At 64.5% G+C, this 12,310-nt stretch carries 14 protein-coding genes; all 14 read left to right on the top strand.

From position 1 onward, the window contains the following. Positions 1-102 precede the first annotated feature (102 nt). The 14 genes from JIM94_RS01210 to truA all read left to right on the top strand — a co-directional run bounded on the left by JIM94_RS01210 (position 103) and on the right by truA (position 12,302). Complete coding sequence (locus JIM94_RS01210; protein ID WP_200253845.1) at positions 103-1,107, top strand: ROK family protein; 1,005 nt, start codon at positions 103-105, stop codon at positions 1,105-1,107. 70 nt (positions 1,108-1,177) lie between these two features. Further along, positions 1,178-2,464: an anaerobic sulfatase maturase gene (locus JIM94_RS01205; protein ID WP_200253843.1), complete on the top strand. Its 1,287-nt coding sequence runs from the start codon at positions 1,178-1,180 to the stop codon at positions 2,462-2,464. A 4-nt stretch (positions 2,465-2,468) separates the two neighbouring features. Beyond that, complete coding sequence (locus tag JIM94_RS01200) at positions 2,469-3,272, top strand: sulfite exporter TauE/SafE family protein (RefSeq protein ID WP_200253841.1); 804 nt, start codon at positions 2,469-2,471, stop codon at positions 3,270-3,272. Between the two features lie 378 nt (positions 3,273-3,650). Next, on the top strand, positions 3,651-4,970 hold the full coding sequence (gene secY, locus JIM94_RS01195; RefSeq protein ID WP_200253840.1) for a preprotein translocase subunit SecY: 1,320 nt from the start codon (positions 3,651-3,653) through the stop codon (positions 4,968-4,970). Further along, complete coding sequence (locus JIM94_RS01190) at positions 4,967-5,512, top strand: adenylate kinase (RefSeq protein ID WP_200253838.1); 546 nt, start codon at positions 4,967-4,969, stop codon at positions 5,510-5,512. The genes secY and JIM94_RS01190 overlap by 4 nt, the downstream gene beginning before the upstream one ends. A gap of 157 nt (positions 5,513-5,669) precedes the next feature. Continuing rightward, complete coding sequence (gene map / locus JIM94_RS01185; RefSeq protein ID WP_200253836.1) at positions 5,670-6,464, top strand: type I methionyl aminopeptidase; 795 nt, start codon at positions 5,670-5,672, stop codon at positions 6,462-6,464. Positions 6,465-6,529: 65 nt separating this feature from the next. Further along, the gene (locus JIM94_RS01180) at positions 6,530-7,249 is read left to right on the top strand and encodes a L,D-transpeptidase (protein WP_200253834.1); all 720 of its coding nucleotides are present in this window, start codon (positions 6,530-6,532) and stop codon (positions 7,247-7,249) included. Between the two features lie 214 nt (positions 7,250-7,463). Beyond that, on the top strand, positions 7,464-7,685 hold the full coding sequence (gene infA, locus JIM94_RS01175) for a translation initiation factor IF-1 (protein WP_075724780.1): 222 nt from the start codon (positions 7,464-7,466) through the stop codon (positions 7,683-7,685). A gap of 222 nt (positions 7,686-7,907) precedes the next feature. Then, positions 7,908-8,276 carry a 30S ribosomal protein S13 gene (rpsM, locus tag JIM94_RS01170; RefSeq protein ID WP_198734920.1) on the top strand — a complete coding sequence of 123 codons (369 nt, stop codon included), beginning with the start codon at positions 7,908-7,910 and terminating at the stop codon, positions 8,274-8,276. Between the two features lie 3 nt (positions 8,277-8,279). Beyond that, the gene (rpsK, locus tag JIM94_RS01165) at positions 8,280-8,684 is read left to right on the top strand and encodes a 30S ribosomal protein S11 (protein ID WP_200253832.1); all 405 of its coding nucleotides are present in this window, start codon (positions 8,280-8,282) and stop codon (positions 8,682-8,684) included. 23 nt (positions 8,685-8,707) lie between these two features. After that, positions 8,708-9,313: a 30S ribosomal protein S4 gene (gene rpsD / locus JIM94_RS01160; protein ID WP_198734918.1), complete on the top strand. Its 606-nt coding sequence runs from the start codon at positions 8,708-8,710 to the stop codon at positions 9,311-9,313. A gap of 155 nt (positions 9,314-9,468) precedes the next feature. After that, on the top strand, positions 9,469-10,485 hold the full coding sequence (locus JIM94_RS01155) for a DNA-directed RNA polymerase subunit alpha (protein ID WP_200253830.1): 1,017 nt from the start codon (positions 9,469-9,471) through the stop codon (positions 10,483-10,485). A gap of 95 nt (positions 10,486-10,580) precedes the next feature. Beyond that, positions 10,581-11,132 carry a 50S ribosomal protein L17 gene (rplQ, locus tag JIM94_RS01150; RefSeq protein WP_200253828.1) on the top strand — a complete coding sequence of 184 codons (552 nt, stop codon included), beginning with the start codon at positions 10,581-10,583 and terminating at the stop codon, positions 11,130-11,132. A gap of 165 nt (positions 11,133-11,297) precedes the next feature. Further along, positions 11,298-12,302 (top strand): tRNA pseudouridine(38-40) synthase TruA, encoded by a 1,005-nt coding sequence (gene truA, locus JIM94_RS01145; RefSeq protein ID WP_200253826.1) that lies wholly within the window; start codon positions 11,298-11,300, stop codon positions 12,300-12,302. The last annotated feature ends 8 nt before the right edge of the window (positions 12,303-12,310 follow it).

Raw genomic sequence — 12,310 nt, 5'->3', positions numbered from 1 at the left:
CTCGGTGTGTCCCGTACGACGCTCGGTCGTGCCCTCAACGAGCTGATCGAGGGAAATTACGTGGGTCTCACATATGCCGCCCCATCCGGCAGGGGGCGTCCGGTGGCCTACTTCGCGCTGAACAATGACGTGGTCTGGGCCATCGGAATCGACATCTCCCGGACCAGGGGAGTGGCGTTGGCGGTCAACCGGGTCGGTGACGTGGTAGCGGAATCCAGGGTCGACGGTACGCACCGCGGCTGGACCGAGGTCCTCGGCGAGCTCGTCCGGCGACTGTCTGAGGAACTGCACGCCGTGGACGGGATCATAGGCTGCCTTTCCCATATAGGGGTCGGGATCCCGCTTCCTATCCTGCAGGGGCCGCCCCTGGACGGCCGGGACGCGGACGACTGTAAACCGGTTCCGGTCACCCTCCTGGAGTCGACGATCCATGACCGGTTCGACGCCCCCATCATGGTGGACAACACCGTTCGAATGGCTGCGCTCGGAGAAGCACGGTGGGGAGCCGGAAAGAATGTGGGGCTACAGATATACGTGAGGATCTCCGGCGGAATAGTCGCCTGCTCCGTCGTCGATTCCGAAGTCACGGTCGGGGCCCACGGCATTGCCGGAGAGCTCGGTCATGTGAGGGTTCCGGGCGGGGAATCAGAGTGTCACTGCGGAAAAACCGGTTGTCTGGAGACCGTCGCCTCGGTCCCCGCGATTCTCCGGTTGAGCGGACACCGGACGATCGGTGACCTGAGGGAATCGGTTCAGTCAGGGGACCCGGCCGCCGTCGAGTGCGTCGGAAGAGCCGCAGACGCCGTTGCCTTCGCTCTGTCAACTGCGGTTCTTCTCCTCGACCCCGAACTACTCATACTCTCCGGAGAGGTACCCGAGCACGTTCCCGGCTTCGTCGATGAAGTGAAACGTAACTTACCGTCCCACCTCATACCGGGACTCCACGACAACCTCGATGCCGTTCCCGCGTTACTGGAGGAAATGGGCAGTGCGAGAGGAGCGATTCTGGCGGCCGAGCGCTACCTCACCGCACAACGGTTGAAAATGGAGCGGGAGGAAAGGGCCGCCCTCTACGCCCGCTCCAGAGAATTCGGGCGAGAAGACTGATTCTGATCAATCAATTCCCGGGCACACGACATCTGTCGACCCGTCCTAACATCTGGGAGAGGACCGGACTTTGAGCACCGACGACACACGACCACTGGTCCGCAGGCAACTGCCGTTCTCGGTTGTCGCGAAACCGACCGGGGCGGCCTGTAACCTCGACTGCTCCTACTGCTTCTTCCTGTCGAAGGAACTTCTCTACGACGCCAAGCGGCAGCAGATGCCGGCTGATGGTCTGGAGACCTATGTATCGGAGTACCTCGCAGCCCAGCCGGACGGTGAGGTGACCATGCTCTGGCAGGGTGGGGAACCGACGATGCGCGGTCTGGATTTCTTCCGGGAGGCTGTTCGTCTGTGTGCCGGCTACGCCCGTCCCGGGCAGATTGTGACACACGCGCTCCAGACGAACGCGACACTCATAGATGAGGAATGGGCGGGCTTCCTCGCCGAGCAGGACTTCCTGGTGGGGGTCTCCGTTGACGGACCGGAGGAACTGCACGACGCCTACCGGGTGAACAAAGCGGGTCGGGGCACCCACCGTCAGGTGATACGTGGGTACGGGTTTCTCCGGGACGCCGGGGTCCGGACGAACATCCTCTGTACCGTCCACCACGCCAACCAGGATCATCCGGAACGTGTCTACACCTACTTCAGGGACGAACTCGGTGCGACGTTCATGCAGTTCATCCCGATCGTGGAACGGGTCGAACGGGTCGATCTCCCGATCGCGGAAGCCGGATGGCGCACCGACCGGGGTGAGCGGCTGCTGTACCAGCAGAACGGTGACGCGGTCACCTCCCGCACGGTTGATCCGGCGGCGTACGGGCGGTTCCTTTCGAAGATCTTCGACATCTGGCGGTCACGGGATGTCGGGCAGGTGTTCGTACAGGACTTCGACGCGGCCCTGTCCGCTCTCTTCGGTATTCATTCGGTGTGTGTCCACGCCCCGGAATGCGGAAACAACTTCGCGATGGAATTCAACGGTGACGTGTACGCGTGTGACCATTGGGTGGAACCTGACTGGCTTCTCGGAAACGTGTCCGAGAATTCTTTCGCGGAACTCGCACGGACTCCCCGCATGAGAAGTTTCGCACTGAAGAAGTCGGCCCAACTCACCGCTCAGTGCCGGCGCTGTCCGGTCCTCCGCTTCTGCAACGGCGGATGTCCGAAGGACCGGTTCGTGGAATCGTCGGACGGGGAACCCGGCCAGAACTTCCTGTGCGCCGGGTACTACCACTTCTACTCCCACATTCGTGGTGATCTGGTCGCCATGGCACGCCTGGTGCGCTCCGGACGTAGCGCGGATGCGATCATGGACGATCAGGTGCGGAACTCCCTCCGCCCGACGGTGAGGAGCTGAACTGATGTCTGATCTGATCGCGGCCGTCGGGATCGGTGTTCTCGTGGGAGCCGTCATCGGTGCGCTGGGTGCAGGTGGAGGGATCATCTCGGTACCGGTCCTCACCTATCTTCTCGGACAGACTGAGCATGCGGCCACCAACGGTTCGCTCGTCATCGTCGCCGTGACGGCTCTCCTCACGCTCCCGGGGAAGGCCAGGACCGGCCACGTCAGGTGGCGTGACGGCGTGGTCTTCGCTTCGATGAGCTGTCTCGGTGCGGTCGGCGGCAGACTCGTCAACGAACGGATCGACGGAAGGCTGCTGTTCCTCCTCTTCTCCGTGCTGCTGCTCGGTGTGGCGGCGATGATGGCCCGTGACGCGATCCGGCAACGTCGGAAGGAAAACGCAGGTGGTGGTGGCGGGGCCGGTGTCGTGCCGGAGCCGTCTGGTCCGCGGGCACCGGTCCTGATCGCGGGTGCGGCTGTGCTGACCGGACTGCTGACCGGGCTGTTCGGTGTCGGGGGAGGGTTCGCGGTCGTGCCCGTGCTCATCCTGTTCATGCGTTTCACCGTCCGCGAGGCGGCTGCGACGTCACTGCTGGTGATGGTCATTGCGGCGGGTGTCTCCATACTGACGGGGGCCGTGAGGGGGACATTCGAGGTCGACTGGCCGGTTGTCCTGCTCTTCACGGCGGGGTCCACGCTGGGTGGGATGCTCGGCGGACCACTGTCGGAGAGGGCGCGGCCGTCGACACTGACGCTTCTGTTCTCACTGCTGCTTTTCTGCATGGGGGCCGCGACTCTCGGGCACACCCTGGTCGCGTCCTGACCGGGAGCACCCGGACGGGTTAAGTGGACCACTGGAGGCCCGGTGAAACGGGTGGCCGGACCCCGGGTGAAGTGGACGGGGATCGACCGGGGGGATGCGGGATGTCTTCTCGCACAGCAACAATGCTGGGCCGGGGTATTCGGCGGGCCTCCGCACAACCCCTACATGTGTGCGCGGGGCCCTCGGCTGGTAGGGTTACGTAGTCGTACAACTTCTGTGCCACTGACCGACCCGCCCGCCAGCGGTTGCCGGGTCTGACGGTGCGCATCGAAGAAGAGTCTCAATTACCGTCACCTTCTCCATGAAACCGCGGGCCCGATGGCGGGCCGAAGTCCCTCAAAGGGCTTTTCTGCGGCGGGGGAGCCAGCAGGAGGATATGTGTCCGCCATCGTCTCGGCATTCAAGGACGCTGATCTACGCAAGAAGATCTTGTTCACCATTGCGATGATCATCTTGTACCGTATCGGTGCCCAGATCCCGTCCCCGGGCGTCAACTACGGCGCGATCGCGGGTCGGTTGCGTGATCTCACCCAGGATCAGTCCAGCGTCTACTCGCTGATCAACCTGTTCTCCGGTGGCGCGCTGCTGCAGCTGAGTATCTTCGCTGTGGGCATCATGCCGTACATCACCGCGTCGATCATCACGCAGCTGCTCACGGTCGTCATCCCGCACTTCGAGGAGCTGAAGAAGGAGGGGCAGTCCGGTCAGGCGAAGATGACGCAGTACACCCGTTACCTCACCGTCGCGCTGGCGCTGCTCCAGTCCGCGGGCATCGTCGCACTGGCGGACCGCGGACAGTTGCTGGGCTCCGGTTTCGAGGTGCTCATGCCGGACCGCACGATCTTCGATCTCCTGCTGCTCGTCTTCGTCATGACCTCGGGGGCCGTGCTGCTCATGTGGCTCGGTGAACTGATGACCGAGCGTGGCATCGGAAACGGCATGTCGCTGCTCATCTTCGCGGGTATCGCGACGCGTCTGCCGACGGACGGTGCCGGTATCCTCGCCAGCTCCGGTGGGCTCGTGTTCACCCTCGTGCTCATCGCGGTCCTGATCCTCGTGGTCGGCGTCGTGTTCATCGAGCAGGGGCAGCGCCGGATCCCGGTCCAGTACGCGAAACGCATGGTCGGACGTCGTCAGTACGGCGGAACCTCGACCTATCTCCCGTTGAAGGTCAACCAGGGTGGCGTCATCCCGGTGATCTTCGCGTCCTCGATCATCTACGTTCCGGTCCTGATCACCCAGATCATCAACTCGGGCGGTACCGTCTCCCCGGACAACTGGTGGCAGAACAACGTCATCCAGTACCTCCAGACCCCGTCATCATGGCAGTACATCGTCCTGTACTTCACCATGATCATCTTCTTCAGCTACTTCTACGTGTCGGTCCAGTACGACCCGAATGAGCAGGCCGACAACATGAAGAAGTACGGTGGCTTCATCCCGGGTATCCGTCCCGGCCGGCCCACCGCCGAGTACCTCGGTTACGTCATGAACAGGCTCCTCTTCGTGGGTGCCTTCTACCTCGGTATCATCGCCGTGTTGCCGAACCTCATGCTCGATCTGGGGGTCGGTACCTCGTCCGGTTCCACCCCGTTCGGTGGCACCGCGATCCTGATTCTCGTGTCGGTCGCCCTGACCACGGTGAAGCAGATCGAAAGCCAGCTGTTGCAGTCCAACTACGAAGGATTCCTCAAATGAGACTCGTTCTCCTCGGTCCCCCCGGTGCGGGCAAGGGCACACAGGCCGCCATTCTGTCCGAGAAGCTCGGTGTACCGCACATCTCCACCGGCGACCTGTTCCGCGCCAACATCGGCGAGGGAACTCCGCTCGGACTCGAAGCGAAGAGTTACATGGACGCCGGCAAGCTCGTCCCCACGGATGTCACGGCACGGATGGTCGAGTCCCGGCTCGCGGAGGACGATGCGGCCGACGGTTTCCTTCTCGACGGGTTCCCCCGCACGGTCGAACAGGCGGAACTCCTGGCGGGCATGCTCGAGAAGTCCGGTCACGGTCTCGACGGTGTCGTGCAGTTCAAGGTCGCCGAGGATGTCGTCGTGGAGCGGATGCTCGCCCGTGGTCGCGCGGACGACAACGAAGACACCATCCGGACACGGTTGGGCGTCTACCGAGATGAGACCGCACCCCTGATCGACCACTACGCCGACGTGATCATCCTGATCGAGGCCGAGGGCTCCGTCGAGGAGATCAACGAGCGCACCATGGCGGCCCTGAAGAAGTAGCCGGGGCTGCCCCGGTCGTCGTCCCCGCGCGGACGACACCCGGGAGCCGGAGGACCGGACCGCTCAAGCGGTCCGGTCCTCCGGTGTTTCCCGGCCCGAACACCGAGTCACACGTTTCACCACCTTCCCCACACACGCACCCAGGAGCACACAGACAATGGCCTTCCGTAAACGTCACCGCACCATGCCCGTCCGTACCCCGGGAGAACTCGATGCCATGCAGGCCGCCGGGGAGATCGTCGGCAGGGCACTGCAGGCGGTCCGGGCGGCGGCGGCACCGGGCGTGAGCACCCTCGAACTGGACGCCGTGGCGGAACAGACCATCCGGGACAACGGCGCCGTCCCTACGTTCCTGGGGTACCACGGATTCCCCGGGTCGATCTGCTCCTCCGTCAACGACGTCATCGTCCACGGAATCCCGAACGCCGAGACGGTTCTGCGGCCGGGCGACCTGGTCTCCATCGACTGCGGGGCGACCCTCGACGGATGGGTCGGGGACTCAGCCTGGACCTTCGGGATCGGTGACCTCGATGACGAGTCGGAGCGCCTCAACAAGGCGACCGAGTGGGTGCTCGCGGAAGGGATGAAGGCCATGATCCCGGGAAACCGGCTGACGGACGTCTCCCACGCTCTCGGTGAGGCGACCGCCCGTGCCGCCACGAAGTTCGGTGTCAGCCTCCACATCGTCGACGGTTACGGAGGCCACGGAATCGGCCGGGAGATGCACGAGGACCCGTTCCTGGCCAACGAGGGCAAGCCGGGCCGGGGACCGGTCATCGGCGAGGGCAGCGTTCTGGCCATCGAGCCCATGCTCGCGACCGGTACACCTGATTCAGCCGTGCTCGAGGACGACTGGACCGTGGTCACCCTCGACGGGTCGCGCGCCAGTCACTGGGAACACACCGTCGCGGCGACCGCGTCCGGCCCCCGGATCCTGACCCCCCGACACTGAAAAGACAGGAGATTTCCCCCGCGGAAGTTCCGTGTTCCCGCGGTCAACGACTAGGATTGTGTCCCATGTACCAAGTTCGCACCATTTCCTCCGCGACCACGTCGGCCCTGCGTCGCTTCCTGATCGTCGCTTCCGTCGCGTTGACCTTCGTGTTCGTGCTCTCACCGGTGGGTGCGAACGCCGCTCCCGCCGTGGGATCCTCGGTCGGTTCCAGTGGTTCCAGTGACCTCAACGATGATGCGTGGAACCTCAGGAACGACATCCACCAGCGGAGCAACGGTCTGCCGCCCGTCATAGGGGACGGGGTGAAGGCCGCCACCGACGGTGCCGTGGACCTGTTCTTCCCCGGTCTCATCGCGCAGCGCAGCGCTGAGGAAGCCGCCCGGATGGCCCCGCCGCCGGCACCGGAGCCTGCGCCGGCGCCCGAGTTCGACCGTGGATCCTGCCCCGCGGCCGCCCGTGCCTGCATCGACCTGACGAACCAGCGGACCTGGCTCCAGGACAACGGCAGAGTGACGTATGGTGCGGTTCCGATGTCCTCCGGTGCCGTCGGCTGGGAGACCCCGAAGGGTGTTCACTACGTCAACCGCAAGGTGAAGGATGAGATCTCCCGGGAGTTCAACAACGCCCCGATGCCGTATTCCGTGTACTTCACCCACACGGGCATCGCCTTCCACCAGGGGGACGTGAACCTCTGGTCCCACGGGTGCATCCACCTGAACCACGCCGACGCCGTCACGTTCTTCGATTCCCTCCGCGTCGGTGACATGGTCTACGTCTACTGACCGTCGAGTTCCGCCGGTCGCCGGGCCCGCCCTTTCACGCAGTGCGTGGGGCGGGCCTTTTCGTCACCGGAATTGCGCTCCAGTCCTGCTCCGCGTATTGTCAGACGTTGGTGTGCACCATCATGCGCACCGCTTGTCGGAAGAGGCAATGCAGTCAACTATCTACCGGATGACACCGCACCTTTCAGGGCGGTACCGGAGAAACGTGGAGGATATGGCTAAGAAGGAAGGCGCCATCGAGGTTGAGGGCCGCGTCGTCGAGCCCCTGCCGAACGCGATGTTCCGTGTCGAACTCGACAACGGGCACAAGGTTCTTGCACACATCAGCGGCAAGATGCGCCAGCACTACATCCGTATTCTGCCGGAGGATCGCGTCGTCGTGGCTCTGAGCCCCTACGACCTGACCCGCGGCCGCATCGTCTACCGCTACAAGTAAAGACCATCAGCCTCCACACTCACCGCACGTGTCCCGCGCTGCGCCGGTTCCCCGGAACCGACGTCAAACCGCTCCGTGGCACGTGCATCATGCACCTTCGGCATCGGTGGCCGAAGCCCCGTGTATCCCTGATCCACTTTCCGGCATCCGCCCGGACGAAGCATCAGCAGACGGGGACGGGTGTGGGGAAAACCACCGGACCAACCGGAAGGAAACTGCCATATGGCACGCCTTGCTGGAGTTGACCTCCCGCGCAACAAGCGCATGGAGGTCGCTCTGACCTACATTTACGGCATCGGGCCCGCCCGAGCCAAGAAGCTGCTGGAAGAGACCGGCGTCTCTCCGGACCTGCGCACCGACAACCTCACCGATGAGCAGATCGCCGCTCTCCGTGACGTGATCGAAGCGACCTGGAAGGTCGAGGGTGACCTCCGCCGTCAGGTTCAGGCGGACATCCGCCGCAAGATCGAGATCGGTTGCTACCAGGGTCTCCGTCACCGTCGCGGACTTCCCGTCCGTGGCCAGCGCACCAAGACCAACGCGCGTACGCGTAAGGGTCCGAAGAAGACGATCGCCGGAAAGAAGAAGTAACTCATGCCTCCTAAAGCACGCTCTGGCGCGCGCCGCTCTGGCCGCCGCGTCGTAAAGAAGAACGTGGCGCACGGCGCCGCACACATCAAGTCCACCTTCAACAACACCATCGTGTCCATCACGGACCCCAATGGTGCCGTCATCTCGTGGGCCTCCTCCGGCCACGTGGGCTTCAAGGGATCGCGTAAGTCGACTCCCTTCGCCGCCCAGATGGCTGCCGAAAGCGCCGCCCGCAAGGCGATGGAACACGGCATGAAGAAGGTCGACGTCTACGTCAAGGGCCCGGGCTCGGGCCGCGAAACCGCTATCCGTTCCCTCTCGGCCGCCGGCCTTGAGGTTGGCCAGATCACCGACGTGACGCCGCAGCCCCACAACGGCTGCCGTCCGCCGAAGCGTCGCCGCGTCTAGCAGGGAAAGGAAACAGACACACTATGGCTCGTTATACCGGCCCAGTCACCCGTAAATCCCGCCGTCTCCGCGTCGACCTCGTCGGCGGGGACATGGCGTTCGAGCGCCGCCCGTACCCCCCGGGACAGGCGGGACGCGCACGCATCAAGGAGTCGGAGTACCTGCTCCAGCTCCAGGAGAAGCAGAAGGCCCGCTTCACCTACGGCGTCATGGAGAAGCAGTTCCGCCGCTACTACGCCGAGGCGAACCGTCGCCCCGGCAAGACCGGCGACAACCTGGTCATCCTGCTCGAGTCCCGCCTGGACAACGTGGTCTACCGCGCTGGCCTCGCGCGTACCCGTCGTCAGGCACGCCAGCTGGTCTCCCACGGTCACTTCACCGTGAACAACAAGAAGGTCAACGTTCCGTCCTTCCAGGTCTCGCAGTACGACATCATCGATGTCCGTCCGAAGTCCCGGAAGATGGAGTGGTTCGAGGACGCACAGGATCGCCTCGTCGATTCCGTCGTTCCGGCCTGGCTCCAGGTTGTTCCCGACACCCTGCGCATCCTCGTGCACCAGCTGCCCGAGCGTGCCCAGATCGATGTGCCGCTTCAGGAGCAGCTCATCGTCGAGTTCTACTCGAAGTAAGCCGGTTCATCCCGCGCAACCCGTTCCACCGACCGTCCTCCGACGGTGCGGGGACAACGGGGTCGCGGGAACCGTCTCGTGGATTCGTCCACACCGTCATATCGTCTGCCTACTGACGTCAAATAGCGGGCGTCACAGAAGGAGATCTTCAAGCAATGCTCATCTCAAAGCGTCCGGAGCTCAACGAGGAGTACATCGACTCCTCCCGTTCCCGCTTCACCATTGAACCGCTGGAACCGGGCTTCGGTTACACCCTCGGAAACTCTCTGCGCAGGACCCTGCTGTCGTCCATCCCGGGCGCCGCGGTCACCAGCGTGAAGATCGAGGGCGTTCTCCACGAGTTCACCACGATCTCTGGTGTCAAGGAGGATGTCAGCGACATCATCCTCAACATCAAGGGACTCGTGCTGTCCTCCGACTCGGTCGACCCCGTCGTCATGTACCTCCGCAAGGAAGGTCCCGGCGAGGTCACCGCAGCCGACATCGAGCCGCCGGCGGGCGTGGAGGTCCACAACCCGGAGCTCCACATCGCCACCCTGAATGAGCAGGGCAAGATCGACATCGAACTGGTCGTGGAGCGTGGGCGCGGTTACGTTCCCGCAACCCTGACCGGTGACACCGGAGAGATCGGCCGCATCCCCGTGGACCAGATCTACTCACCGGTGCTCAAGGTCAGCTACAAGGTCGAGGCCACCCGTGTCGCCCAGCGCACGGACTTCGACAAGCTGGTCATCGATGTCGAGACGAAGAACTCCATCACCGCCCGTGACGCTCTCGCGTCGGCAGGCAAGACCCTGGTTGAGCTGTTCGGTCTCGCCCGCGAGCTGAACACCAACGCTGAGGGCATCGATCTCGGCCCCTCCACCCAGGAGACCGAGACGAACGCCAACTACAGCATGGCCATCGAGGACCTGAACTTCTCCGTTCGTTCCTACAACTGCCTGAAGCGTCAGGAGATCCACACCGTCGGTGAACTCGCTGAGTGCACCGAGTCCGATCTCCTCGACATCCGTAACTTCGGTCAGAAGTCGATCAACGAAGTGAAGATCAAGCTGGCCAACCTGGGCCTGACACTGAAGGACGCCCCCGAGGACTTCGATCCCTCCACCATCGAGGGATACGACGCCGAGACCGGTGACTTCATCGACGTCGACGGCGACGATTCCGAGTAAAACCCGGGTAGCACGCCCAGGCGGCCCCGTCGGTCGGATAGACCGGCGGACCACGGCCGCCGCGCTCACACACACGTACACGAGGAGTACCCCCAATGCCCAAGCCCAAGAAGGGCGCCCGTTTCGGCGGTTCGGCGCAGCACCAGAAGAAGATCCTGGCGAATCTCGCTGCCCAGCTGTTCGAGCACGGCGCTATCAAGACCACCGATGCCAAGGCGAAGCTGCTTCGTCCCTACGCAGAGAAGATCATCACCAAGGCCAAGAGCGGCACCGTCGCCGACCGCCGCAACGTCCTGAAGCTCGTCAACCAGAAGGACGTCGTCGCGTACCTGTTCAATGAACTGGCACCGAAGTTCGAGAACCGCGATGGTGGCTACACCCGCATCATCAAGCTCGAGAACCGTAAGGGCGACAACGCCCCGATGAGCCAGATCTCGCTCGTCCTCGAGGAGACCGTCTCCGCGGAGGCCACCCGTGCCGCCCGCGCAGCAGCCTCCAAGAAGGCCGAGGAAGAGGTCGTCGAGGTCGAGGCCGACGAGTCCACCGACGCCCAGGCCGCCGAAGAGGCCGCCGAGGCCGAGCAGGACGAGGCCACCACCCCGGCCGAGGCTGAAGCCGAGCCCGAGAAGGCCGAGGAAGAGAAGTAGTTCCCTTCCCCGGCCGGCCCCAACCCGGGCCGGCCACAACCGAGAACCCACGATCACGGTCCCCGTCAGGGGAACGGTGTCGTGGGTTCCGGCGTTTCACGGGGTGTCCGCGGCCAGTCTCCCGGTATCCGCCCGCGGCGACCCGTGGCGGTAGACTCATCCGCTGTGACCGATCCGACCTCACCCCCCGACCCGACCGAACCGATCCGGCTCCGTCTCGATCTCGCCTATGACGGAACGGACTTCCACGGCTGGGCGCGGCAGAAACCCGCCGGTGGCGTGGAACTGCGGACGGTGCAGGGATCCCTCGAGGACGCGTTGTCCAAGATCCTCCGGTTTCCGGCGAAACTGACCGTGGCCGGGAGAACCGATGCGGGAGTCCACGCCACGGGCCAGGTCGCACACCTGGATGTACCCGCAGCAGCTCTCGGCACCCGCTCCATCGGGGACGATCCCTCGACGCTGGTACGGAGACTCGCGAAACTGCTCCCCCCGGATGTCCGGATACATCGCTGCACCCGCGCCCCGGAGGGATTCGACGCCCGTTTCTCGGCACTCCGCAGGCACTACGTCTACCGGGTGACGACGCACGCCAGGGGAGCGCTCCCGCTCCGTGCGCGGGACACCGCACACTGGCCGCGGAACGTGGACGTCGCGGCGATGCAGGACGCCGCCGAGGTACTCACGGGCCTCAACGACTTCGCGGCGTTCTGCCGTGCCAGAGCCGGGGCGACGACCGTCCGTGATCTTCAGGCGTTCACCTGGCGTGACATCTCCACGCCGGCGGAACCCCAGCTGTACCTCGCGGAGGTCACGGCGGACGCCTTCTGCTGGTCTATGGTCCGGTCGCTGGTCGGTGCCTGCCTGGCGGTCGGCGAGGGACGACGACCCGCGGGATTCACCGGCGGGCTCCTCGCGGAACGAAGTCGATCCCCGCTGGTGCCGGTGGCCCCGGCGAACGGTCTGACCCTCGTGGCCGTCGACTACCCCGACGACGGGGAACTCGCCGAGAGGGCCGAACAGACGCGGGGCGTCCGCGTCCTGGAAGGGGAGGAACACCGTGCGCGCGGGAAGGGATGTCCCGAGGGAAACCCCCACTTCGAGGGGCCGGGTCCCGACGCACAGCACACCGGCGCGCGTCCTGCGGGCGAGGCGGCCGGAGACAGCTAGACTCTGGT

Source organism: Corynebacterium pygosceleis (genome assembly GCF_016595275.2).
Classification (GTDB): domain Bacteria; phylum Actinomycetota; class Actinomycetes; order Mycobacteriales; family Mycobacteriaceae; genus Corynebacterium; species Corynebacterium pygosceleis.
The sequence above is the reverse complement of the archived record's forward strand: the minus strand, read 5'-3'. Positions and strand labels throughout refer to the sequence as shown.

Excerpts from the sequence above, each read along its gene's own strand:
- JIM94_RS01200 (WP_200253841.1), top strand. The coding sequence starts at position 2,469 with ATGTCTGATCTGATCGCGGCCGTCGGGATCGGTGTTCTCGTGGGAGCC.
- JIM94_RS01190 (WP_200253838.1), top strand. The coding sequence starts at position 4,967 with ATGAGACTCGTTCTCCTCGGTCCCCCCGGTGCGGGCAAGGGCACACAG.
- map (WP_200253836.1), top strand. The coding sequence starts at position 5,670 with ATGGCCTTCCGTAAACGTCACCGCACCATGCCCGTCCGTACCCCGGGA.
- JIM94_RS01180 (WP_200253834.1), top strand. The coding sequence starts at position 6,530 with ATGTACCAAGTTCGCACCATTTCCTCCGCGACCACGTCGGCCCTGCGT.
- infA (WP_075724780.1), top strand. The coding sequence starts at position 7,464 with ATGGCTAAGAAGGAAGGCGCCATCGAGGTTGAGGGCCGCGTCGTCGAG.
- rpsM (WP_198734920.1), top strand. The coding sequence starts at position 7,908 with ATGGCACGCCTTGCTGGAGTTGACCTCCCGCGCAACAAGCGCATGGAG.
- rpsK (WP_200253832.1), top strand. The coding sequence starts at position 8,280 with ATGCCTCCTAAAGCACGCTCTGGCGCGCGCCGCTCTGGCCGCCGCGTC.
- rpsD (WP_198734918.1), top strand. The coding sequence starts at position 8,708 with ATGGCTCGTTATACCGGCCCAGTCACCCGTAAATCCCGCCGTCTCCGC.
- JIM94_RS01155 (WP_200253830.1), top strand. The coding sequence starts at position 9,469 with ATGCTCATCTCAAAGCGTCCGGAGCTCAACGAGGAGTACATCGACTCC.
- rplQ (WP_200253828.1), top strand. The coding sequence starts at position 10,581 with ATGCCCAAGCCCAAGAAGGGCGCCCGTTTCGGCGGTTCGGCGCAGCAC.